This is a genomic window from Hymenobacter segetis, from assembly GCF_054776495.1.
Map to the genome: position 1 here is coordinate 38875 of NZ_BAAHBV010000005.1, position 24425 is coordinate 63299.

Here is a 24425-nt window from a genome sequence, read left to right on the forward strand (position 1 = left end):
AAAATTGCCAATCGGGCAACGTGGCTGCGGGCTAACAGCTAATCCACAGGTGGTTGGTTTGTATTTTCTACGGTTGTAGCAAGCGTTTCCAACGTGCATAAATAGTAAGTGGCACTGACCGGATGCACTGTACAGGCTACCTGACCGGAACGAGTGAAGATGAGCATGATGGGCTTCGTAGTCAGGTACTGGGGCTGTTGCGCAATCCGGGCCAGACTAGTCAAATCTGTGGTGCTGGGGTTGTTATTTTCATCAGGGTGACTGTGCCACTCCCCCAGGTATAGCAGTCCCTGGGCGGCATAACCGTTCAAAAACTGCTGACAAGACTCAACATCCCGTTCGAAGCGCATAGGCGTCCGCACGGCCCCGGGTCCGGGAGGCGACGCGTACTGGACATGCACGAGGCCCGCACTAATCTTCCCTATCAGAATACCGCCGGTCTCAACGCCGGGGGTAGCCAGTGTTAGTTGCCGCATGAAGTCCAGCGCGGCGGGCTCTATTAGCACACGCATTCTGTGCAGAGCTTGGCAATAGGGACAGTCCGGGTGCGGCAGCAGACTGCGCGTGTGCAGACTGAATGGTACCCCCGCTTGCTCGGGCAAGCCCGAAATCGGCTCGGTAGCCCAGACCCAGTGGTTTGGGGCAGTGGGAGTAAGGCTTTGCAGATAATCGAGCAATAAACGGCTGGTAAGGGCCGAAATCAGCTTGAGGTCGGCCGCGCTGGCCGGTCGGATGGGGTTGTTGCACTCATTACGCAGGGTGGGCAGCGCGGTGTCTTCGGGCACATCCACAAAGTCTTCATGCTGTTCCCGGCGATACAACGTCAGGCAGTGAAAACATGCGTCTACACCAGGGATAATCCGGAAAATACGGGCGGCCTTGCCACCACGCAGTGCACGGGCGTAGAACATCGTGCGCTGGTGCGCGATTGCCTGCTCATTCAGGTAAGCTTCCGTATTGTCCTCAGCGATAGAACAGATACCAATACCGGCCGGCAGCATATAGTGCGCAAACTCTCCGCGTAGTATATCCTCTACTGCAACATCGAGTTTGACAAAGGGATTATGGTCGGCAACGACCTGTGCTACGGCCACCGCTTTGGGCAGGGTGGCCAAGTGCAGGCCTGCCAGGTGCCGGATGCTGTTGTGCGGATACTGCGTCTGGTTATCCACCAGCTTCAGGTGCCCCACCCCAGCCTTACCAAGCGAGTCAGCAATCTCACTGCCCAGTGCTCCGCAGCCCACAACGGTCACGGCCTGCCCGCGCACCGCTTCATAAGATACCCGGCCACTATTGCGCAGGTGGTAATCCTGGTCGCGAAACGCCTCACTGTAGCATGACGCTAGGCGGTAGTTCCGGAGCAGTTCAGGCACGTTGCGCCGGGCATAGTCAGCCTTAAACTGGTTGCCCGTTCTTTCCAGAGTCAGCAGCAGCCACTCCGGCTGCGCGTGCCGGTTAGGAAAGCACAAACCCACGAAGATGTAATCGCGCCGGTCTTTAAGCGGTTTCCATAACAATTCGGCAGGTTGCCCACCCTCGGGAAGATTATCAGTCAGATATTGCAGCAGGACTACCCCATCGGCAAAAACGGGCGGCTCGCCAGGCAGTGACCACCAGTAGCCTTCCACCAGCTTATTGTCTTTAAGCGCCTGCCTGAGCTTACCGGGCTGCCGCGTTAACTGTTGCGGAGTGCGCAGGCCTTCCGGCATGTGCGGCCAGTTTATTGTTTCGTCAGTCGGAGCGGAGTCGGATACGAGACCCGCACCAATGTATAGTTGGTGGTCTTGTTGCGCAGTATACAGGGGTACTGGCAACAGATAGAAATGGCCCCGGCTCGCCCCGGCTATATAAAAGGCCGCCGTCAGGAGTATGTGCACAGGCAGCCGGTGGGGATAATGCGCGTACAGTTCTACTTCTTGGCTCTCCGGCATGGGCCGGCCCAGCAACTGTGCCGTCAGCCACTGCTGAACCCTGCGGATAATGCTGCGGGCATCGTAGAACTCCGCTCCGTGGCGGTCCAGATTATCCTGTTCCAGTAAGCAAAGGCTGCCGTCCGGATTCTGGTGGCGCTTAAAATAAAATCTGGCTTTCTGCTGAAGCACTTGGGCAACGGCATCACAGGTCAGTCTGGCCAGAATTTTTACGTCGCTTTCTGTCAGCGGCTGGTCGAGTAAAAACACCTTGGGCAGGTCGTAAGGTGTAGCTTCGGCGTACACAATGGCCACGGGAAAGCGCTCGACGCGGCCGTTTGCCCGGACGAGAATATTACCGGCCGAAACAAAAAGGTTACCCAGTTCGTGGTGTTGCTGCTCATAGCTACTGGTAGAGGCCAGCTGGTCAGCCTCTGCGTACAGGATGTCCGGATGGCGCTCAAACCACTTACTCATGCGCAGCGCCCATAGGTTGCTTATCCAGACGGGTGCCCGGACGCGAGGAACTGACCGACGCGCTGCGCCCGCTGGCTTTGCCGCCATCCCCGCCGTCGTTGTCGTACCCGTAGGCCTCTACCAGTTCCTGGTCCGGAGTTACCGTCCAGTTGCCATCCGGGTGTATGTCTACAATAAATGACTCCCGGTTTTTGCCGGAATGCAGCACATTAGCCGGGTCGCTGACATGCTCCTTGTACAAGTCCATGGCATCATCATGCGGGTGGCTGTGACGGCTCTCATCCTGTGTGGGAGCGCTGACTATCACATACTCCGGTGCAATGGTTTCGATATGGGTTTCATACACGTCCTCGTCGTCGCCGTGAAACTTGAAGAACGTACGCGAGCCGTGGTGCACTGCGCTCAGCACATCGGCCTTAACCATCGTCTGATGGTAGGGCATAATGTGGTCTTCCCAAGCCACGCGGTCAGCATCGCCCGTTACAAGAATATGTCGGGCCGGGTTTCCATAGGAAAACCGGATAACGGCGCAGTGCTCGTGAATGCGACGGTCACGTTCCTTGTCCTCGCCTTCAGCAATGTCATCGCAAAGGTATTCGGCGGGCGATAACACCTGATAGGTAATATCCCCCAGCATTTTAGTCACGGTAGTAATACCATCAGACTTGCGAATCTTGTTAGTCGAGTTACTGCCAAAAAGCTTGTACTCATTGGCCGGGCCGATATCCTTGATTACCCGGCGCATTTCCTGATAAGCACCATCACTGTCTTTGCCAGGCTTATGCCCCGAGTGCCAGACTTCCTTGATGGGCGTGGCCTCGTGAATGACTTCAATACCCTCAGTGTGGTCGCGGTGCGGGTGCGTATTTATAAACACGTCGAGGCCGTCATCAAGCAGGTCTTTGAGCAGCTTTTCCGTATTGATGCCCCCGGCGCTACGGTCGATATTATTGTCCAGCAGCACGTAGCGAAATGCCGGCCCGTCCGGCACAGCCAGAATGGCCGCGTCGCCCTGCCCTACATAGAGAAAAACTACCCGGAACACGCCCACTGGCGGCACGATAACTTCTTTGGCTTTGGAAGGCATGAGCGAAATAAAATAAACAGTCAGGCAAAGTAACGTTCAAGTTGCGCGGAGACAATGGCTTTGCCATAAATTTTAGCTTTTTTTGCTAAAAAATACAGCAGCCTGGCTAAGGCCTGTATTGGGATAATGCGGTGTGGTGCGGTAAATCGTCTAGCTTCGCCGGCTGGTATCCAGCGCAAGCATATGAGTTGCCTGACCGCTTGGCTTAACCTGTTTCCGGTTGGTCAGCCGCCACAGAATTGAGAACCCCAGCTTTTTTTATGCATTTTGTCATTGATATCCTGAGCCTAGATAAGGCCGATGCCAGTATTATCTGGGCCCGTGACAGTACGCGGGATTACGTAGTCTTTTTAGATGCTGGAAAGAAGGCAGATGCCGGATTGGTCCTTGACCATTTTAACGCCTGTATAAAAGACGCCCTCGGGCCATCACCCTACCTGATTGCTGTCAACACGCACATGCATAGCGACCATTTGGGTGGAATGGAACAACTGCTAACGCAGCTTCACCAGCAAGGCAACAAGGTAGAGGCTGTTTACTTCAACAACCCGGTTGGTCCCTGGGGGAGCCGCCTGCTACTACGGGAAGTACAGCAGAAGACTCGTCTCCTCTTCTTCGCAGAATTCCGCCTCCAGGGACGGGCACAGTTTCTGGCCGAGTCATTAAAGCAAGCCAGCAGCCTCGAAAAGCAGTTGCAACATCTTGGCATTGCACACCGGAACGCTTTTGCTGGTACCACACTACTTCCGAAGCCTCATCAGGACCACTTACGCATTTTGGGACCAAGCCCAGCATTCTTTCAGCAAATGATGCAACAAGCCGGGCGGCAGTTATCTTGGAACCTCCTTCCAAGTCAACAACTTGCTGAGGCGGAAGCCATTATTGACCCTTGCCGCGCTATTGCCAATCGCCAAGACCCTTCGCACGATAACAAAGCCAGTGTGGTAATAGAACTGATAACAGCGCAGGGAGATAGATGCTTATTCACTGCCGATGCCAGTGAGCCCTCGTTTGCCGCTATAGAAAAGGGGAGTCATCAACTCAGCCACTACCACTTAGTACAATTGCCTCATCACGGCAGTCGCTACAATCTGAATGCTGCGCGGATGCAGAAGTTCGGAGCTGACAGGTTCTGGGTAGCAGCCCCCAATGACGGCATGCATCCGGGGCCGGATTTACTACGGTGCCTTGAGCAGACAGTCCCCGGCTGCGCCATTTACTCCACCGGTGACTTACCCCGTGGCTCTTGCCAGAGGTTTATCACGAACAGACTGGCCTTTACTCCGTGCACCAACGCCGCCCGACAAGAGGCACTGGGCCAGATGTCTTAACCAATACCAGCTAATCGGTTATTTACCAGTATTTTCAGCACAGATTTAGTATGACATTCGTTCGCCGCTTCGGTTTAGCTCTGTCCGGTGGTGGCTACCGGGCCGCCGCTTTTCACTTAGGCACGCTTAAAAAACTGCACGAACTGGAGCTGCTTTCCCGCATCGAAGTTATCTCAACCATTTCCGGAGGCTCCATTACCGGGGCGGCCTACTGCCTGCACGAGGGAAGTTTCGAGGAATTCCATGATGGTATGACAGCGGCGTTACTCCATTGTAACGTTATCAGCTATGCGCTACGCTCTTGGTCATTCGTGCGGTCTGTACTGCTGGTACTGGCTTTTCTCGCCTTGAGCGGTTTCCTGCTGTTTACCCGCTGGGCCCCGCTTGCCCTGCTTCCGCTGGCTGGCTTGTTTTATTTTGTGCTCCGGTTTCAATTTCGGCTGCTTCCCGTCAGCCAGGAAATAGAGAAGGCCTACGATACTTTTTTCTACCAGGGACGAACGCTGCAGCAGTTGCCTGAAAAGCCTGTGCTGGCGATTGGCAGCTCGAATCTGCAAACAGGTCGGCCCTTTACGTTTTCGCGGGATTCCATGGCCGACTCCACCTACACCTATGCCCCTCATCCGGTGCATTTTAATGGTGCCGATTTTCCAATAGCCCGGGCAGTAACCGCCTCCTCCTGTGTGCCGTTTGCTTTTACGCCCATCACCATTGACCCGAAATACTTTCGGGACCCGACTGATACCATCCATGCCCAGCCGCAGCTTATTGATGGCGGAGTGTATGATAATCAGGGCCTGCAGAAGCTCACGCAGGCGACCAGCCGCTACGAGTGCAACACCATCATCGTATCGGATGCCGGGGCTGGCCTGGGACCATTAGGCAGCCGTCCCTACCCAAATACGATAGCGCTGCTGCTCCGCACGGTAGATTTATTTATGAACCGTATCAAGAATTCGCAGATGATGACGCATCTGTTTCAGCGGGCAACAGACGACAGCAAATGTGTTGCCTATTTATCGCTTGGCTGGAAGCTGGAAAACAGCATTCCGGGATTTATCAGTAACCTGGCTCAGGGCAATATTCCGCCGTCAGTTGTAGCGGCCAGACAATTACGCCCTGAATGGGTAGCCAATCCGAGAGAACATCGCATTGCGCTGACAGAATATCTGGAGAAACAGCTAGACTACCCATCACTTGCAGCCCGCGACCTTACTACTGAAGAGTGGCAGGTAGTCTGCGGTATAGGTACTAACCTTACTCCGTTATCATCTATCCAGCTTGCTTTACTTAACCGCCACGCAGAAAACTTAACCGAAGTGCAAGTCAGGCTATACTGGCCTTTGGTTCTATAAATCAGCGCACCTTGACGAAGATTAAAATTTCTGACCTCCTGCTTAAAATGCAAACATGCCTTTTCAAGCTAAATGTTCGGGATATCTTCGGTTTGCACCGGCCAGTTTTTCGCTTCTTATCAGGTCTGGCTGCTAATTCTCCGGCCCAAATCAAGTGCTTCAAGCTGTCGCCGTTTCTCATGGACGGCAACGACACGCGGCAACTGCTGGTGGAATACAAGACCCGGCCGGTGTATATGCTGCACCCGGGCACGAAGCAGTGGGAGATGGAATACCTGGCCGATGTCATTGCCTACGACTTCCCAAGCTATGAATCCGCGCAGGCCCACTTGAGCGAGTGGAAGGAAATCTGGCAGGATTACCTGAATGAGCAATCCGCCTGAGATTGGTTTACAGCGCTACTTTTTGAATGACCACTTTCTGCCCGTCCAGTATGAAGGTGAAATGCGTCGTGGTTTGCTGGGTCAGTTTGGTGTTGCCGTAATGTATCTGCCGGTGGTGGTTAGCGCAGATGGTAATCAGATTTGCCAAGCCGAGGGCCCCCACTGATAGCTGTGAAACCGGCTCGACGTGGTGCGTTTCGACGTAAGGGGTGCCGTCCGGCTTGCGAAACCCGACGGGGCTCAGTCCCATGGCTTCACAAACCAGGCATTTGTGCTTGGTCAGCACTTTGACCTTGCTGGCAATGGCGCCCCGTTCGATAAAGGACGAAACCCGTTCTTTTAGCTGCGGGCGCAGCTGCTGCATTTTTTTCTCCAGGCAGGCAAGCGATTCCAAGCTGTCCGCATCCTGGTTACCCAGGAATCCGCGAAAATCTTCTGCATCAATCACCTCGTTGATGTAGCTCAGGTCATTCGGAAATTTCTTCAGCAGGTTGGTTAGCTTGGTGTTGTCCGGGTTTAGCCGGGCAGCCAGCAGCAGGACGTTGAAGACGTTGTCCGAATCCAGGTAATTAAACCCTTGCTGGGATATCAGCTTGCCCTCAGGCAGTAGCTTCTCCCGGACGACGCGTTCGTTATCGAGTACCACCGGGTTCTTGAAATAGATGATATCATCAAGATGAGAGCGTACGTTGCCGGCATCGTACTTCTCGAAAATCGGGTGCTCAGCTGTCCGCTCAAACCAACCGATTTCCGGAAAGCCGTAGATGCCCACAATGCATTTGCGGTTCTGGTTCTGGTAGTCGGAGCTTAAAAAGAATACCGCACACACATTCTTTGCCTTTTCCACGTCCGGTAACCGGCGCAGCATCGGCGTGTAGCCGATAAAGTTGCCATCCGCTTCAGCGGGATACAGTTCGTGCCCAAAGTTGATGCTTTCGTGGGTGTGTTGGTTATCCTTGACAAAATCGTACTTCGACTTTTTCAGGTCCGCGTCGGTCGGGTCAGCGGTCCAGTCGTTGCTGTTCCAGGCAATCGAAGCGAGAATGCCGTAATTTTTAATATGTTCCATCTCTGCAAAAAAGTGAGTACTGTGCTTTAAAAGCGGACTTTAAGAACGTGGTTAAAACCCCGGGTACCGCGCCCACCACTCCTCGTCCAGGGTAAAGCTGTCGCCTTTCACGCGGGTAAACAGGTCATCGGCCATGGCCAGGGTCAGCCCGGCCAGGTCGTGCCGGCTGCTCCACCCGCCCGGCCAGGCCGATTCGCCCAGGTGCGCGCCTAGCAAGGCACCCGTTAGCGCAGCCATGGAACGCCCACCCACCTGAGCGGCTTCCGTCAGGGCAGTTTCGGGCTTGTCCCGGAACTGCAGCGCGTGGTAGAGTGCGCCCATCAGGGCTGCCGGCGCAGTGCGTCCCGCCATAAACTGCCGAAAGTCCGCCGCGAGCAAATGTGTCGGCTTCCCGTGCAGCTGCAGTGCCATGTCCACCGCATACCGGCACAGGTCACCGCCTGCGGTGGCAGGCGGGAGCAGGTGGTACGCCACCCGGGCTGCTTCTTCCAACGAGGCCCCGTGCACCAGCTGTGCCACGGTCGCCGATGCCCAGCCGGCTGCCGCCTGGGCCACGGGATGCCCGTGTGTGTAGGCGGTTACTTTGGCTGCCTGCTCCATGGCGTACGCTGTGGAGTGAAAATGGAAGAGGCCAAACGGCACCACCCTCACGAGCGGGTCCGCGCCCATGCTCATATTAGGCACGGCTTCCGGGGGATAATACCGGGAAGTCGTCAAGGCCTTCCAGGTAGTAGGGGCCGGCTTACGGGAATGCTTCAGGGGCACCTGCCGGCTGAGCCAGCCCGAAGTCACCTTTTCCGGATTGTACCCTCCGGGAGGGGTAGCGCCTTGCGTGCCAAGCCAGCGCAGCCAGCTTTCCCAGACAATCTGCGGCTCGGCCCCGCCAATGCCTTTCTGTACGCTGCGGTGCTCTGCCCGCAGCAGGCCTTCCGCCGTGAACAGCATCAGCTGTGTGACAGCCGTGGCCTGCGCGGGAATTCCCGTAGGAGCAGCCTGCGCCGCCAGGGCGTCCCCATATGTAGCACCTAATAGGCTGCCGCGGTAACGGTCCCGCAGGTCCAGCGGCCGGCCCGGCTGTGTGGTATCGCCCCACTTCTGGAATTGCTTCCGGCCATAATAAGAATGGGCGCTTGGCTCGGGCAGCTCCTGCGGCAACGCATGCGCACCGGGCTGGTCAATGGCCCACGTCACGCAATGCAGCAGCCCACCGTCCTTAGCCAGCTCTGCCACATTCAACGGAACCACCCGGCATCCAGGGAACAACCGCTCGGTCTGGTACACCGCCGCTTCGTCCGAAGGCAGGTCAAAGACGGGCAGCAGCACCAGCGGCCCTACCCGCACAAAATTGATGTAGGCACCCACCGCCGATGAATAGCTGCCTGCCTGGGGAAAGTAGGGAAACGGGATACAGGTCAGGCCGGCATTACTCAGCACACTGGCCAGCTGCTGCCCTAGCTGGGCTTCCTTGCCCCGATAGTCGTTGATGAGCACGGTTCGCTCGTCCAAGTATTGCACCATGCCGTCGGCATGCCCGGTGAAATCGTGCGGGTCGGCCGGAATAATAATCAACTCTCCCCGCAAGGCCTCACTGAGCTGCTCTCGCACCCGGGCGGGCGGCACACCGGGGTTTTCAGAAAAGACCCGGTCGGTAACAATAACCTTCTGTCCTACCCGCACCACGTTGCCTCCGTCAAGACGCAGTGGATTCAGTGTGGCACCCGGCAGAGGCAATGCGGCCAATACCGGGGTGGCATCAGTGCGCTTATTAGCGTACTTCTTAAATTTCAGATAGGACGGGTCGTAGCGAAACTGCACAAATTCCGTCCGGCTCACCTGCACCGGCATATAGTCGACAGCCCAGATGTCTTTGGTCTGGGTCAGCAACTGATAAGGAATTGCGTGTTCCTCCAGTACCGGTGTCAGCTGCTGCCAAAGCCGTGGAGCCGCCGCAGGCAGCAGTTCGGAAAAATAGAGGGTATTAACTGGGGAAAGGTGGACCATATTTACAGCATACAGTTTTTAATACAGTTAACGAATGCGCCCGCATGCGCTATTCGCCTTCCAACTCGATATTGTTCAGATTCAGCAATGAATCGCAGGTCTGCTCGACGTTATTCAGAAGTTGCGTCAGCAACTGCACGTTAGCATCTTCACATCCCTCGAACATCTCTTTGGAAAAAGTGACCTGCTCCCCAACGGTAATGGTGTCAGACCACTCTTTCAGTTCCCCGGTGATGGCGACCTAGAAGACGGCATTGAAAAGTCGCTCGCGAATGTTGAACAAGGCAGATGCTGCCTGCTGCAGGCTTTCCTTATATGCGGTTGAGTCCATAAACAGGAGCCGGCGAAGCAAGGCCGGCAAGTTAGCCCTACAGGTTTTTAAATTCCTCCATCATGCGGTCGTACTCGCCCGGCAAGTACAAGGCCCGCAACTCCTCGTCGGTGGCGATGTAGTTATCCGGCTCGGGCAGATGCAGGTTGATGATGTCGCGGTCAAGTTCCTTATCGGAGATGTTGTAATTTAATCCGGGAGGAACAGCCGACTTTTCATCCGAGTCAGGGTTCAGACACATATATAAGAAGGCGTGGTAAGGGGCACGTGATGAAAAAAGCAGTGGTCAGTAAGGAGCGCAATCTACGTTGCGAGCAGGACACTAACGCTACTTATGCTGGTCAAGCAAAATCAGCACTTTAGGTATCATAACTCTTCCTTATGATACCTAACGGGCACCAAAGGCTTCAGTCTTGTTCGTCAGATAACAGGTATCGATTAGTGTGGCTTAGCACTACCAAACAAAGAAGCCCAACCTTACTATGGTTGGGCTTCTTTGCTTCTCCTGTCTGCATTATCGCTAGTGGCTCAGCTACCTGCTATTACAGATTCTCAGTAATGAATTCAATGATGCTTGCTTTACGGGCAGTAATCATTTCTTTACTCCACACGTTGGATTCCGCGCTAAGGTCCTGAATCTCCCGTTGCTGCGCCGTGTGCGTGTAGGAAGCCCGCTTGTCCAGAAACGGACTGTTCCCAACCGAGCAGTTATGGGACTTGGATAACAGCAGGTAGTTGCCCAAGCAGTCGATATACTGGTTTCTGAATTCCTCGTCGTATGCCGGGTACCCCGCGGCTACTGGTTCCCCTTTGGTTGGCGTCTGGGGCGCAATGTGCTCCAGTTCCGGGCGGGTAACGGCATCGAAGCGGGAAAGGGCATACCCGCTTTTGCCCTTGCCCAGCAAGTGATTTTCGTACTTCCACAACAGGAACCGGGCAGTGGCCGGGTGCAGCCAGCCTTGCAGGGCCTTGTCCAGTTCCACTCTATTCCAATAGGCGTACCACCACTCAGTGGTCGTTTTCAAATAATTGACCCGCTTGACAATCGGTTCGATGCTGGGGGTATCCTCCGTGAAGTCCGAATACACATCATTCAGACGAGAAGTTAAATCGGCCCGCGTACCAATTACCCGGCTCCGGAGCACCACGGATTCCAACGAGGTGCACAATTGGCAGATGCTCTCAATGGGCAATCTGAACGTGTAGGCTTTGATGATGAAGGGGATGGCCAGGCTATATCCGCCAAGGGCTACCAGTGAATGAATCGCATGGTGCTCGGGCTCATCGTGTCTAAAGAAGGTCGTCAGGTGCCGAAAACTCGTGTCCAAGGCTTGAGTAAAGGCTTTGACAAAGGGTACGGGGTCGGCAACCGCCAGCTTCTTATTGATTCTATCGAGCGCGTTGCTTTCCGATAAGGAATTGAAAAACACTTGGAAGGTGTACCCCAACACATCATCCTCCTTGATAGTCCCTTCAATAGAGGAGATGGACTTGTAGATATTCTCGAACCGCGTCTTTATCTCGTCGATGAGACTATTCTTGGCTTCCCCGCCTTGCAAGTGCACGGCAAACATGAACTGCGCTTTGATAATCTCCAGATTCGAGGGCTTTTTTCCCCGGTTGTTCTGAAAGATGAACATTTGAATCGCTTCCGATTCGTCCCGCACCGGGTGGGTGGTGCAGGTGGCCGCACTGATGGTGTCCAGCATCTTCACCAGATAGCTCTCGTCTTTCTCAGCCAGGACATTGGTAAAGAAGTCGAATGCGGCTACGATGCGTTTGGCAGAAGTGGTTTGCAGGCCGCGGTTATCCTTCCGCTCCTAGTTGATAACATAGTCTTTGAATAGCTGCCGGTCGTAATCGACGGTTTCAAAGCGGTAGGTCGAGTTCCGCTTTACCATGTCTTCCTTGGCCTCAATTTCCGGGTCAGTTAACTTCCGAATTGCTTTCAAGCGGGTAAAAAGGGCGGAAAGAAAGATAACGAGCGTGGTAAGCCGCTGCTGCCCGTCAATCACCGCGAAGTCCTCCTTAGTTATCTCTTCAAACAGGAAGTGCCCGAAGTAGTAAGGGGTCTTTGCCGAGCTGGTGTTGTATTGCTCTAAGTCGCGCAGAAACACATTCACCTGTTTGGTGGAATTCTCCTTTTTCGCCTCGGTGTCCCAGGAGTAAGCGCGCTGGTAAGTTGGAACGACAATTTTGTTGCCGGCCAGCATTTTCTTGATGGTACTTGATGCTTCCATGTAATGGGGATTATGTTGTTTGTAAGGTGATGGTTTAGGGTCGTAGGCTACAGGCTGGTTGCTGCCCGCTACAAGGGTACGGCCTTCATAGCGGTGGCATGAATCTGTTTTATCTGCTTCCGCAGCGACACCGGGGCCAATACCTGCACCTGGTCTCCAAGCGAAAGGAGTTCCATCAGCAGGTCGTGGGTATTGTACAAGGTGAGCTGCAGCAGTAGCTCCTCGTCCGTATCCACCAGTATCCGTTGTGAAGAGTGGAGGGGAAACGACTTGAGATACTGACCCTGTGTAGGTTCCAGCGCCAAGACAATTTCGGCCGGGGGCTCGTGGTCTGGGCGGATAATGCCAAAGCTGTGGGCGTAGTAAGTATCGGGCTCAAAGTCGGCAGGGGGTTCAAATGAATGAGCAGTTGATTCCAGGGCCCGGATGCGGTCGAGCCCAAAGCACCGCAGCCCCTGGCGGGCCGGCTCGTGCGCCAGCAGGTACCACCGGCCTTTGAATTCTTTAAGCAGCAAGGGCGAAACGGTCCGATGGGTGGGCGCTTCTTCCCAAAACTTGTGGTACTGAAACACTACCTGCCGGCGTAGCTGCACGGCGCGTAGCAACGGTTGCAACCATTCCGTGCCCAGGGGCCGACGGGATTCCCACTGCACAAACGGGCTCAGGGCCGTCGGGAGCCGCAGGAACTCCTGCAGCTCAAAGGCATCGAGCAGCCGCTGGTAGCCTTCCGGCAACGGGTCTGCGGTGACAATCACGTAGCCGCCGGCTTGCCGGTCATGCCCAATGTTGACGCCAAAGCGCTCGGCAATTTGGGGCAAGTCCCGCTGCAGGGTGCGCTGCGAATAGTTAGCGGCCAGGTCCCGCAGCGAGGTCTGCTCCAACAGGTAGTCGCGCAACTCCTCAAAAGGCACCGCCCGCTTGAGGTGCTGCAGGCGCAGGACCACTAATAAGTGACGAAGAAAATGGGCGTGGGTAGTCACAGAGCAGAGTAGTTGCTCCCGTTCGTCCAGGATTTCAACCGGATACGCTGCCCAATTTCATCTCCTGAAGTAGAAGGCAAACGGACGGTACCTGCTCTCCTGAAGAAGCGTAAGCAAGGTGCAAGGTAAGGATTAGTGGTGGCTGACAAACACCTGCTATGATGGAGGGCCGGCCTTATTTTCGTGGTCATACAGCGCCATTGACATACTCTCCTGCACCCACAGCAACCCCCACCGCTCGAACTTGTCGGTTTCCGCTCCATAGTAGCGCTGTGCCCCCTGCCAGCCGTGTTTCCCGGCCTCGACCAGTTCAGCCAGGCTTAGGCCCCGCCCCCGGAAGCGGCCGGCGACGGAAATCAGGAGCATGTTGGTGCCAAGTGGCAGGCCGGGAGGCACCGGAGCGTTTAGCACTTCCTGCCTGGCTTGCCGGTCCTCCTCGGTCTGACATTCCAGTTTTGCAATGCGTAGCGGTCGTAGCATGGGGTTACTCAAAAAGAAAGGGTGGTCTTACTGCCGACTGACGAGCATCATCACCTGGATGCTTTCGCCGAGGGCCGGATTGAGACCGTGCCCAAAAACGACTTCGGCTTGGTCCCCGGCCTGGCTCATTACGTACTCCAAGAGGTAGGTAAGCTCGTCCATCTCCAGTTCCGTCGCCGTTCCGCTTTGGATGGCCAGTAAAATCCGGTGGGCTGGCAGTGTATCATCGCCAAGCAGGGTGGAACCATCCCACAGTTGCTGCCCGACTACTGCGACGCGGTTGTGGCCTTTCCCGGTTGCCATGCCGAATTGAATGGAGTTGGCTCCGGCCAGCACGGTCCAAATGTCCTGATGGTCCACTTTGATATCCCCAGTATCCGCCAAAATGAGCTGCAAGACGATCAACAGGCCGGCATTTGTGACCGGCGTCAATGCCTGCACGGCTGGTACATCGGCACATTCTTGTAGCCAGAACGTGAACAGGGCATCCGCTTGAGCTGGGCCGCTGGCAAAGGGTGGGATGAGTGGGATTTGCATGGGTATTAGAGCCAATTTTAAACGAAGGTGCAGGCGGACGACGACAGAACGTGTCGTCCTCATCCGAGCCGAAAATTTGCTGCCGGGGCTAAGCTAAATGTTCGGGATATCTTCGATTTGCACGGAACGATTTTTTGCCACTTATTAGGACCGGCTGCTAATTCCTCAGCCCTGCTTACATGACGGCTCAATCCCTTTCAGACCCCCACAGCGAGTTTGATGCGTTGCTGAACGAGTATCATCAGCGGTTCCCCGATGCCGTGAGCCCGGCAACCTACATGATGAGCTTTGGCCCGGAACAACTCTGCACCATTTTGCGCAAAGCCAATGGACAGGAAATTGTGTTCAGCTACCCCGACCAGGACCAAGGGGTACTGGATGGCTGTATCTATTACTATAAGGAAGCGCCGGGCATTGCCCTCACGTTGCAGGAACTGTTGCATCATCGCCGACTGCCCCGTCATAGCCGGGTGAAACTGGTCCGCCACCGGGACACGACGGGAGGGGTCGATGTGTATGCCCTGTACCGCGACGAACCAGAAAAATTCCTGGCTTATCAGCGCCGGCAGAAAAAAGAGGTGTTCAAAAACTGTGAATACCTCGTTTCCTTTTTAGGCGAAGACGGGCGACGGGCACGCTTTGTTGGTGTTTATGCCGTCGGCCCGGTGGAAGCGATGGGCCAAGATGCGCTCGACTACACGTTAACCGAAATGCGCGGGTACGAGGACCTCAAAGAGCGGGTCATTATTGACTGGGGCAAAGGCAATGAACGCAACTGGCACATGATGATGCGCGATACGGCCCCTAAAACGGTCCTGGAAATTCAGGCGCGGCCTTTCAGTCTGCCGTTTACCGATTACTTGGATTTTACCATCACTTTTGCGCAGCTCCGAACTTTGGTGAAAAGCCAGTCTCCACGGGATGAGTGGTGCCGGATGCTTAGCGCCGTGGCCGGCATCTACCTTATTCTGGACAAATCCAGCGGCAAGCAATACATTGGCTCGGCTTCCGGGACGGAAGGCATTTGGGGGCGCTGGAGGGAGTACGTCACTTCAGCAGGAACCGGGGGCAATGTGGAACTCGTCAAATTAATGGAAGCCGACCCATCTCACGCCCGGCATTTCCAATTTACTGTCCTCATGACGTTACCCAAAACCATGACCCGGTTAGAAGTTGAAAGACGTGAATACCTTTTTATGAAAAAGCTCGGCTCCCGCGCTTACGGCCTGAACCAGAAAGCATCCCATGAACAATAAGGCAACCATTACCACGCACGCGGGTCTGACACTCGACCTAGCGCAAATCAAGTGCTTCAAATTGTCGCCGTTTCTTATCGACGACAACGACACGCGGCAACTGGTGGTGGAATACAAGACCCGGCCGGTTTACGTGCTGCACCCGGGCACGAAGCAATGGGAGAAGGAATACTTGGCCGACGTCATAACCTATGACTTCCCAAGCCATGAATCAGCGCAAGCGTATTTGAGCGAATGGAAAGAAATCTGGCAAGACTACCTCGATGAGCAGGGTTAGAAAGGCTCAGTCAATTTCCAGAGATTAGGGATGATAATCATTAATTATCATCCCTAATCTTTTCGTACTTTTACCCGGCCGATTTTCACCAATCCAGCCGCGCACGGGAGTCCGTGAGCACGACGCCGGACACTCTCTCACGCCTGTACCCATGAACGAACAAAAGGGAAAGAAAGAGCAAGTAGCCGTCGTGCCGGCCTCATCGCTGGCCGAGATGGGCGAAGCCCTGGCCGCGCACGTCGGCCGCTACTTTGTCGAGGGGCTGCACGGCGCGGACAACACGCGCCTGGCGTACTCGGCCGACCTGAAAAGCTTCGAGGCCTACTGCGAAGCCAACGCCCTGACGCCGTACCCGGCCGACGCAGCGACCCTGGCGGCTTACATTGCCCACTTGGCCGACCTGCCCCGCAAGCTGGCCACCATCCGCCGGCACCTGGCCGCCATCCAAAAGAAGCACGAGTTGCACGGCCATCCGTCGGCCGTGGGCTCCAAGCCGGTCGAGACCGTGCTGCGCGGCATCGGACGCGTCGTGGGCAAAAAGCAGAAGCAAGCGCCGGCCTTTACCGTCGAGGCCCTGAAGCAGGCCATCCGCGGGCTGGACCTGACCACACCGGTTGGCTTGCGGGACCGGGCCATTCTGCTGCTCGGCTTCGCGGGGGCATTCCGGCGTTCGGAACTGGTGGCCCTCAACGTCGAGGCGCTGGAATACAAAAACGGGGCACTGGTGCTGCACCTGGAGAAAAGCAAAACCAACCAGCAGGGCGAAACCGAAGACAAAGCGGTGTTCTACGCGCCGACCCCGCTGTTCTGTCCGATTCGCGCCTGCGAGGAATGGGTGGCGGTGCTCGGCCGCACGTCCGGGCCGCTATTCGTGTCGATGGTGCGCGCAAAGCCGGGGCAGCCGGGCCGGCCGGGCACCCGCCGCCTGACCGATGGCCGGCTAAACAACGTGGTCAAGACGCACCTGGGCGACCAGTACTCAGCCCACTCGCTGCGGGCTTCCTTTATCACGGTTGCCGTGCTCAACGGCCAGTCCAATAACTTTATCAAAAACCAGACAAAGCAGAAGACTGACGAAATGATTAGCCGGTATACCCGCCTTACGGATGTTATTGCATATAATGCTGCTCAAGCCCTAGGCTTGTAATCGTTTTTGTCCAGACCCTGAGTCCTCAAAGCATTATTCATAGTACGCCATCAGCCTCTGATGCTGCTTGAAGTTAAATGCACTGACACATTGAGACCAATTAAACCACAAACCGGATTTGACCATGCAGACAACAGCCAACATTCCGACTCTCTTCAATCAGGCTCTTGCAGAGTATGTATCCAATATCAGTACACAATATCCTGAAGCTGAATTTTATAAAGAGAAGAAGCGGGATAGTGGACGCGGTGAAGGACCTACGCTCATGCTCACAGTTTGTGAGCATGATGAAATTCTGGAGGAAGAGACTTTCTTTTATGCCAATCAATCCGAACTTGACGAGGATTTGAATAATCTAATTTTCTATCTGGATTTCGATTAATAACGGTACCGCTTACCGCGATTCCGAAAGCTTTTGCTTGACATCGTCATAACACACTACTATCACCCCAACACGTATCATGGCTGAACCATCCGGTCACCAAGTTCAATTTAAGCCAAAAGCTAACCTTCTGATACTTTTAGGAGAGGAACTCATAAAGAGTCCTGTCATGGCTATTTATGAGCTTATAAAGAACAGTTATGATGCTGATGCCACTGAGGTAAAGATTGAATTTAACAACGTTGAGGACCCACAAAAAGCTCAGATAGTAATAACAGACAATGGCACAGGAATAAATGAGGCAGTGCTAACCAGTGTTTGGTTTGAGCCAGGAACTGATTTCCGCAAACCATTGCAGGATGATGGAACAAGAAAGGCCAATCTGAGCCCTGTATTCAAAAGAGTCCCAATGGGTGAAAAAGGCGTGGGACGATTTGCCGTTCATAAGCTCAGTAACCTCATAAAACTTAAAACCAGACCTGCTGAAGTCACCCCGGGCAAAAGTGGAGCTACCGCTAACGTAAATCTCTTGGACTATGAATTACATGTAGAAATAGACTGGCGCTCATTCTCCTCCCAAAAATACCTTGACGAAGTTGCTATCTCTTGGAAGAAAGTAACTGCCCCTGAGTCATTTCACTTTAAAAAGTCTCCCGGCACATACATCGAGCTGAATGACTTAAAAGAGACGTGGACGAAGGGGATGGCTAGGCAACTCAAGCGAAGCACTGTATCCATGCTTTCGCCCAAAAACGAGGAGAAGGAATTTAGCATAGCCCTCAATTTCCATAACGACTGGCTGAAGGCTCTGCCAAGCGTAAACCAGGTACTGGATGCCGCGCCATATAAACTCACGGCCGCGCTGGACCCGCAGTACAACCTGACTTTTGACTACCACTTCTCTCTGCAAAACAACACTGCGCTCGGGCACAGGGATATTGACGGGAAAAGCAAGGACGCGGTAATCCGGAGTAAGTACAAGAGAAATATCAGGGAGGAACTGAAACAGTCTGTGCGAAACTTCTTCGCTAAAAACAAGGAGATTGCTGCAGAAGAAATAGAGGCTCATACCGAAGCGCTTTTGAATAGGTCGGCTTCGTTTGGCACTTTAAAACTGGAGGTTTATTCCTACGACCTCGATGCTCAATCCCTGCGGGATACAATGCCTGAACCTACCCTGATTAAGGACCTGTTAAAAGAACAGTCAGGCATCCGGGTTTTTAAAGGTGACCTGCGCGTTTACGATTATGGTGAGCCAGGAAATGACTGGCTGGGTTTTGACCTCAAGCGGGTTCAGAATAAAGAGTGGTTCTCCAACAATCAGGTGATAGGTTTCATTTACTTGGACCCTGCGCAATCCGGAGTGCTTGTTGAAAAAACGAACAGAGAAGGTTTTATCGCTAATGCAGCCTTCGAAAAATTCATCCTCTGCCTAGAATTCATCTTTAATGATTTTAAAGTTGAACGTTCAGTTGACCGCAGAAAATGGCTTAAGTTTAACCATAAAGAGAGCCCTAACTCTTTCGAGGGCAACATCAAAAGCTTTAAAGAACTGGTTGAGAGCGCTGTTATTCCGAATGCCCAAGAAAAGAAAAGGATTTTATCGGAAGTAAGTGCTCTTGAGAAAAGGTACCAGCAGGATAAGACAGCTCTCCTGATTCCTGCTGGTGTTGGTATGACAGCTTCTTTTGCCATTCATGAGATTGAAAAGCTTGTTCCAAGATTACATGATAGCGTCAGAGAGAATCCCCTCGATTCGATAAAGCTGAAAAGCTTGGTTAACGAGTTAACTGACTACGTAAACGGAATTCTATCAATTTTAAGAAAGGGCGGCATCAAAAATATTCTGCTCGCTGAGACAGTTGAGCAGGCCGTAAAAAATTATGAATTGCGGCTGCAGATGAGAAAGGTCAACGTCAGCGTGCATGTCGACCCGGGAATCAGCGAAATCAGGTGTGACAAGCGCCTGCTGATAACGATGTTGATGAATCTCATCGATAACAGCATCCACTGGCTGGAAACAGTGTATAAGCCGAACAAAGGAATTTATATATCCGCGACCAAGTCGAAGGATGGCGTCTCCATCGTAGTGGCTGACAACGGCCCTGGGTTTAAAGACAACATCGAGGACATCGTGCGACCATTCTTTAGTAGAAAGGATGGGGGAATCGGCATTGGCATGTACATGATAGACACAGCCATGATGCAGTTCGGAAAGCTTAACATCATCTACGACAAGGAAGAACTGCTTGAGAGGAATATTCCGGCCATGTATAATGGCGCAGCGGTCGAGTTACTCTTTAATAAATTCTAGTATGCTACTCTTCGAGAAACTTCAGGGAACTCAGGTGGCACTGATTGATGACATGCCGGCTGACGCATTGCCCATTCAGACGGCTTTTGGAAGGAAGCTTATAAAAGCAGAATTCTTCGAGGTTAATCTGGAGGAAATGCAGGCTCCGCCACATCCCATCGAGAGCATAGAACTGGTATTTCTTGACCTGCACTATGACCCTAATATTGGCCTGCCGTTTGACCCATACAGGTGCGCCCAAAGCATCAGGAATATCGTTCCTGAAGGCAAGAGATACATTCTGGTTGTATGGTCCAGAGACACCAATAAGGCGCAGGATGTGATTGATATTCTGGATGATATAAACCGCACACCAACTCAGGTACACCTGAAATCAAAAGAACAGTTCTCTCTTGCTGGTGGGGCCTACGATGTTGAAAGGTTACTCGCAGAGTTGAATTTCGAGATAGGCACGCCTTCGACCACGGAGAGTTTTTACGGGCAGATAATCGAAGTAAAAAAGCAATCTGTATTGGTCGATTGCTTGGTCAACGAGGAAGAGAAAAAATTCCAACGAAGGAGATTCGACTTGGAGCCCTTGGAAGGCGCAGTGACCCTGGAAGAAGGAGGTTACATGTTCATCAGAGTTATTACCAAGCCAGGAAGTAAGGTGTTTGAGTTTTCAAATACCAAATCCGATAAACTGGCCACTCTCTTCTCAAAAGAGGGTTATTTTGATGACGTAGACGAAAGCATATTTAAAGAGGAATAATGGTCTCTTTAACTTTTAAGGATGTTGGCCAAGGCGACTCAATCATACTCGAATGGCTTGACGGCAGCGAGAAGCGGATAGGGGTTATCGACTGCAACAAGAAAGAGGACAGCAACCCTGTACTCAAACACCTCATTGATGGAGGCTACGACAGAATAGAATTTCTGATACTATCTCACCCCCACGAGGACCATTATTCCGGCTTTATTGAGCTTTTTGAGCATTGCCTGAAAGAACAGATTCCGATTGGGTGGTTTGGCCACACGGTCTTCCACCTGAACAAGGATTACTGGAAGTTTTTCGAGCCAACTCCCGGTCCTGTTCAGGAACTGGGCAAAATTGTGAAACTCCTCCCTGCCCTGCGTTCACAGGGTTTATTGGGTAAAATCTGCCAGCTTATGGAAGGATGGCAAAGGCAGCTCACACCAAATCTGGCGATTAAGACACTCTCGCCGGCCCATCTGGAGGGGGAAGCTTATAACCGGCTTGTCAGACTGGACTCCAGTTCCAATCCCAAGGAAGCCAGCCAAGCAGCAAACATGCTTTCGACTGTGTTGCTCATTACCATCAACAGTTTTAATATTTTGCTGACTGCAGATGCCGTCACCTCAACACTGAAGCGACTCAACAGCGACCCGGAACTGGAAGGCATAGCATATTCGATTGTCCAAGCCCCCCACCACGGTTCCAAGAAGAATTATTCAGGCAGGTTCTGGAAGGGGCTGGCAGCTGAAGCCGGGAGGAAAGCCGTGATTTCGTCCGGTCATCACGACGGCTACCGCCATCCACATCTTCAGGTGCTCACTAAACTTCAAAAGCTCGGCTTCACAATTCACGCCACAAACATCGAATACGGAATGGAGAAATTCGTTGAAGCCATGCGTAAGACCATTGTGCTGGATATGGTAAGTGTGCTGGACGACAAAGGCGGCGACAAAACGTTTGACTTTACTGGTAGCTGTATGGTCCGCGAAATCAATGTCTAGGCTGGCTTGGCCGGAACGACCAGAGAGACCGTATCTTCAAATGCCCATAAACAAACCCTCAAACTTGGTGGATAGTACAAGTGTACTACCGCCTTGAGGCCGAGTGGATGTGCGATGTAACCGCCAGCGCCAAGGGAACAAACAAGACCTATCCTATTCCCCTATACCTATGCCCGGCCACGGCAGCCCAGCGCCACCTGTCGCGCCCTCAGCGGAAAGCCGAGCTTCAGTCAGTTGAGAAACACGAACGACAATGCATAGACCGAAGCCGGGTGAGACACGCTCATAACAGAACTGCTACCTAACAGCATCCCTTTCCCTGAATAAAGGAGGCTTGGCTAAGGTTAGTCCATCACCCTGAAGCCTTCATCAGCTTCCACCTCTGAACTCTGTCTTGGGTAACCATCTGCCCCAGCAAGTTGAAGAATAGCTAAAAACTGCCATACCTTAGCTAATTGGCTGTCCATAATAGACCAACCAACTAAACAGTCTTCACAAATAATCGAGCGCATATGCAAGCCGAAATATTAGATACGAGAGTTGAAGGCTCTACAATGTGTTATTTAATAAAAGCCTCTTTGTTTGATTATATAAACAGCCTTCCAGAGAATTACCAAGAGTATAAGATTCAGCGTGGAATAGTATCGAATATATACTTGGACTCGTTGATTAATACTGTATTAAAGGGGAGCCATATTCCCCCAATTGTATTGACTGTTAGCAGTACAAAAGAGAATCCTCCGCAATGCGGCACTGTTAACATTGCTGCTTTTCGAATACTTGATGGACTACAACGCACGTATAGGCTGCATATGATATGGAAAACTATAATGTTAGCTAAAGAGCAGCTGAGTGCCAGCAGAGACATACTTGAGCTTAACCGTTATCAGATGTCGAAGAGGTACTCTAAGGAGCTTACGAACATAAACTCCAGTACGAAGATATTATTTGATATAGTACAGGATTTCAAGCAAAAGAGACCATCAGGAGATATTGAACAATCATTTAAGGACAACTATCAATGGTTTGAAGTCTGGTACAATCTGTCTCCGGATGAAGAAGTGAATAAAATGCTTATTCTAAATGCTGGACATAAGCCAGTTAAAATTAAGCATCAACTGGAGTTGATTTTTTTAAACATTTTACCGGTTTTTGAAAACATCAATATTGGCAGATTTCATCTTGTTAGAGAACGAGAAACCAGTTCAATTCATTACGGCAAAGAAAGGTCAAGGGGCGAGTTTTTGTTCTCACATTTAATATCAGCATTACTATCTTTCAGAGTAGGGCAACCTGTCACAACAAACTCAACACTCATTCTAAAATCTCAGAATGAAGATTTTGCGACCGAAATTGATTCGAAGTTGCTGAGTTATGAATTCTTGGTGCGCTATATTAATTCTGTTCTTGAAATAGAATCCAGCTTACTGGCTAATTATGATATTGAAGGGATAAAATGGATTGGAAGAGAAGTTGTTCTGTCCGGTATCTATGGAGCAATTGGCAAGTCAATAGGAATACACAATATTCACATTGAGAACATTGATTCCGCATTTGAAGGTGCTGTAGACTTATTACTCACGAATATCCGCAGATTGAATATTCACGAGTTCGAAACAGAACGTAACAGCTTAGATTTGGCAAAAGTGAATATCGGAACAGCTAATAAAAACGCTGTTTTTAGAGGGGTTTTACACGTGCTAAGTAGCCGGAATAGTGGAGGCATTTCATGGGTTGAATTCTTCAAAGGCTCCACAAATGAATAGAACGGATATCATCTTTGACAACCTTCTTGGCTTCTTACAGAGTCTGAATGACGAGCCATCAATCGAAGCTTTTGTTGGAACCTTAAACTCGGCAGATGAGGAGAGATTTGTGGAAATCAGCGAACAGCTTAGTACAATAATAACTAATCTCACTCTCGCTAAAGAAAATCAAGTATTTCCTGCGGACTACCCGAATATACTGGCTATTATTGCCATACTTGAATCCGATTTTCCTTTGTATCAAATACTTAATCTAAACGAAATTCGATTTATTACAATAATATCTAATCTACTCGCGAATGAGTCATTTAACCTAACCGACCCGAATCCAGTTAACTATACTGTTAATTTTGATATTGGTCGAGCCTTAGAGCTTGATTCAACCATAATACCATTTTTTCATTTTTACAACAGCAGTCATTTTGACGAGTCAATTTTTGTTATTGATTTCAGCAATCCATCCGGATTTCATGACTATATAACGCAAAACACAATCCCTGAGTCACTGTATCTTGTTTTATTATCTAAACTTGCAGCAGGGTCGATAAATGAAAAAAGGAAATACATATTGGCAAAAAACGGAAGTTTTGCTAGTATGCCAAGTACAATCGCTGGGGTCCTTATGCATTACGTTTCAGCTGGATTACCTTTCCATAGCCCCAAGAACTATACTTCAGCTACATCCAATCCATGGCGGGATAACATCTCCATCTCGAATAAATATCAGCAGTTCAACAACGTTCTATACGTATTGAGTGAATACAGTCATAATAAAGAGATTTTATCTAAATATTTGCTTATATACCATGTTATTGAAGAATTTATGTATAAATCATTACTAGTGAAGATGGAGAGCATTAATAATGGAAGAATGTTTTCGATGAGAGATTTTAGTACAATGAACAAAAAAATTGCAGAAAGCGAACTGGTAGCGTTAAAAGATTTTTTAGCTGATGTCAATGCTTTGCCATATGCAGGCGGCTTTGTTGCCGACCTGATTTACTCGAAGTGGAGCACGTTTGTTAGTGGGCTGAATCCTTCTCAAACATCTGATGTCGAATCTGTAATGAATGCGCTTGCTGTATCTAAAAATGGTTTTACAATTAGCGCTGTCAATAATGTTGCTAAATTGAAGGAAGTATTGCCAAAAATGGTATACATGATACGAAACGCTATTGTGCATAACAAAGCGACTGAATTTCACTTAACTTATATATCGCTTAGTGATGCGATGTATAAATTGATAAATGAATTCATGATGCCTTTTTTGGAAGAGGCTATATTTTACATTACGACTAACCCAAACACAAGCCTAGTTTGGTTCATACATAGTGAATTAGCTCTTTGGGACAACAACTAGCCACT

The 24425-nt window shown here is 51.6% G+C and carries 23 protein-coding genes; 12 read left to right on the forward strand and 11 right to left on the reverse strand.

Features of this window, described 5'->3' with window-relative positions; genetic code table 11:
• Window positions 1-38 precede the first annotated feature (38 nt).
• Both ACYU70_RS21855 and ACYU70_RS21860 read right to left on the reverse strand, forming a co-directional pair.
• Window positions 39-2387, reverse strand: a complete 2349-nt coding sequence (locus tag ACYU70_RS21855; protein WP_342297204.1) for a ThiF family adenylyltransferase — start codon at window positions 2385-2387, stop codon at window positions 39-41.
• Window positions 2380-3474, reverse strand: a complete 1095-nt coding sequence (locus ACYU70_RS21860; protein ID WP_342297206.1) for a ComEC/Rec2 family competence protein — start codon at window positions 3472-3474, stop codon at window positions 2380-2382. The genes ACYU70_RS21855 and ACYU70_RS21860 overlap by 8 nt, the downstream gene beginning before the upstream one ends.
• A 260-nt stretch (window positions 3475-3734) precedes the next feature.
• Here ACYU70_RS21860 and ACYU70_RS21865 point away from each other — a divergent pair, with 260 nt between their 5' ends.
• The 3 genes from ACYU70_RS21865 to ACYU70_RS21875 all read left to right on the forward strand — a co-directional run bounded on the left by ACYU70_RS21865 (window position 3735) and on the right by ACYU70_RS21875 (window position 6543).
• Window positions 3735-4805, forward strand: coding sequence for a ComEC/Rec2 family competence protein (locus tag ACYU70_RS21865; RefSeq protein ID WP_342297207.1), 1071 nt, complete (start codon window positions 3735-3737; stop codon window positions 4803-4805).
• A gap of 50 nt (window positions 4806-4855) precedes the next feature.
• The gene (locus ACYU70_RS21870) at window positions 4856-6160 is read left to right on the forward strand and encodes a patatin-like phospholipase family protein (protein WP_342297208.1); all 1305 of its coding nucleotides are present in this window, start codon (window positions 4856-4858) and stop codon (window positions 6158-6160) included.
• Between the two features lie 179 nt (window positions 6161-6339).
• Complete coding sequence (locus tag ACYU70_RS21875) at window positions 6340-6543, forward strand: hypothetical protein (protein ID WP_342297209.1); 204 nt, start codon at window positions 6340-6342, stop codon at window positions 6541-6543.
• Between the two features lie 7 nt (window positions 6544-6550).
• Here the strand turns inward: ACYU70_RS21875 and ACYU70_RS21880 are convergent, their stop codons facing one another.
• The 8 genes from ACYU70_RS21880 to ACYU70_RS21915 form a co-directional block, all read right to left on the reverse strand.
• On the reverse strand, window positions 6551-7612 hold the full coding sequence (locus tag ACYU70_RS21880) for an HNH endonuclease (protein WP_342297210.1): 1062 nt from the start codon (window positions 7610-7612) through the stop codon (window positions 6551-6553).
• A 51-nt stretch (window positions 7613-7663) separates the two neighbouring features.
• Window positions 7664-9613 (reverse strand): ADP-ribosylglycohydrolase family protein, encoded by a 1950-nt coding sequence (locus ACYU70_RS21885; protein ID WP_342297211.1) that lies wholly within the window; start codon window positions 9611-9613, stop codon window positions 7664-7666.
• A gap of 368 nt (window positions 9614-9981) precedes the next feature.
• On the reverse strand, window positions 9982-10185 hold the full coding sequence (locus ACYU70_RS21890) for a hypothetical protein (RefSeq protein WP_342297212.1): 204 nt from the start codon (window positions 10183-10185) through the stop codon (window positions 9982-9984).
• Window positions 10186-10486: 301 nt separating this feature from the next.
• The gene (locus tag ACYU70_RS21895; RefSeq protein WP_342297214.1) at window positions 10487-11653 is read right to left on the reverse strand and encodes an HNH endonuclease family protein; all 1167 of its coding nucleotides are present in this window, start codon (window positions 11651-11653) and stop codon (window positions 10487-10489) included.
• A gap of 111 nt (window positions 11654-11764) precedes the next feature.
• Complete coding sequence (locus tag ACYU70_RS21900) at window positions 11765-12184, reverse strand: DUF262 domain-containing protein (RefSeq protein WP_342297216.1); 420 nt, start codon at window positions 12182-12184, stop codon at window positions 11765-11767.
• Window positions 12185-12252: 68 nt separating this feature from the next.
• The gene (locus ACYU70_RS21905) at window positions 12253-13164 is read right to left on the reverse strand and encodes a helix-turn-helix transcriptional regulator (RefSeq protein WP_342297218.1); all 912 of its coding nucleotides are present in this window, start codon (window positions 13162-13164) and stop codon (window positions 12253-12255) included.
• A 156-nt stretch (window positions 13165-13320) separates the two neighbouring features.
• Window positions 13321-13644 carry a hypothetical protein gene (locus ACYU70_RS21910; protein WP_342297220.1) on the reverse strand — a complete coding sequence of 108 codons (324 nt, stop codon included), beginning with the start codon at window positions 13642-13644 and terminating at the stop codon, window positions 13321-13323.
• 27 nt (window positions 13645-13671) lie between these two features.
• A complete protein-coding gene (locus tag ACYU70_RS21915) occupies window positions 13672-14181 on the reverse strand; it encodes an FtsZ/tubulin family protein (protein WP_342297222.1) in 510 nt (169 codons plus the stop codon).
• Between the two features lie 179 nt (window positions 14182-14360).
• Between ACYU70_RS21915 and ACYU70_RS21920 the strand changes: the two genes are divergently transcribed.
• The 7 genes from ACYU70_RS21920 (at window position 14361) to ACYU70_RS21950 (ending at window position 21294) form a co-directional block, all read left to right on the forward strand.
• Window positions 14361-15437, forward strand: a complete 1077-nt coding sequence (locus ACYU70_RS21920; protein WP_342297223.1) for a GIY-YIG nuclease family protein — start codon at window positions 14361-14363, stop codon at window positions 15435-15437.
• Window positions 15427-15714 (forward strand): hypothetical protein, encoded by a 288-nt coding sequence (locus ACYU70_RS21925; RefSeq protein ID WP_342297224.1) that lies wholly within the window; start codon window positions 15427-15429, stop codon window positions 15712-15714. The genes ACYU70_RS21920 and ACYU70_RS21925 overlap by 11 nt, the downstream gene beginning before the upstream one ends.
• A 151-nt stretch (window positions 15715-15865) precedes the next feature.
• Window positions 15866-16861: a tyrosine-type recombinase/integrase gene (locus ACYU70_RS21930; RefSeq protein ID WP_342297226.1), complete on the forward strand. Its 996-nt coding sequence runs from the start codon at window positions 15866-15868 to the stop codon at window positions 16859-16861.
• Window positions 16862-16985: 124 nt separating this feature from the next.
• Window positions 16986-17243: a hypothetical protein gene (locus ACYU70_RS21935; protein ID WP_342297227.1), complete on the forward strand. Its 258-nt coding sequence runs from the start codon at window positions 16986-16988 to the stop codon at window positions 17241-17243.
• A gap of 79 nt (window positions 17244-17322) precedes the next feature.
• Window positions 17323-19557 carry an ATP-binding protein gene (locus ACYU70_RS21940; RefSeq protein ID WP_342297228.1) on the forward strand — a complete coding sequence of 745 codons (2235 nt, stop codon included), beginning with the start codon at window positions 17323-17325 and terminating at the stop codon, window positions 19555-19557.
• A 1-nt stretch (window position 19558) separates the two neighbouring features.
• Window positions 19559-20308: a hypothetical protein gene (locus ACYU70_RS21945; protein ID WP_342297229.1), complete on the forward strand. Its 750-nt coding sequence runs from the start codon at window positions 19559-19561 to the stop codon at window positions 20306-20308.
• Entirely contained in the window at window positions 20308-21294 is a 987-nt protein-coding gene (locus ACYU70_RS21950) for a ComEC/Rec2 family competence protein (RefSeq protein WP_342297230.1), read from the forward strand. Before ACYU70_RS21945 ends, ACYU70_RS21950 begins: the two co-directional genes overlap by 1 nt.
• A gap of 344 nt (window positions 21295-21638) precedes the next feature.
• Here the strand turns inward: ACYU70_RS21950 and ACYU70_RS21955 are convergent, their stop codons facing one another.
• Window positions 21639-21806 carry a hypothetical protein gene (locus ACYU70_RS21955; RefSeq protein WP_342297231.1) on the reverse strand — a complete coding sequence of 56 codons (168 nt, stop codon included), beginning with the start codon at window positions 21804-21806 and terminating at the stop codon, window positions 21639-21641.
• Between ACYU70_RS21955 and ACYU70_RS21960 the strand changes: the two genes are divergently transcribed.
• Window positions 21807-23060, forward strand: a complete 1254-nt coding sequence (locus ACYU70_RS21960; protein WP_342297232.1) for a hypothetical protein — start codon at window positions 21807-21809, stop codon at window positions 23058-23060. It abuts the gene before it with no gap.
• Window positions 23053-24420 (forward strand): hypothetical protein, encoded by a 1368-nt coding sequence (locus ACYU70_RS21965; RefSeq protein WP_342297234.1) that lies wholly within the window; start codon window positions 23053-23055, stop codon window positions 24418-24420. Before ACYU70_RS21960 ends, ACYU70_RS21965 begins: the two co-directional genes overlap by 8 nt.
• The last annotated feature ends 5 nt before the right edge of the window (window positions 24421-24425 follow it).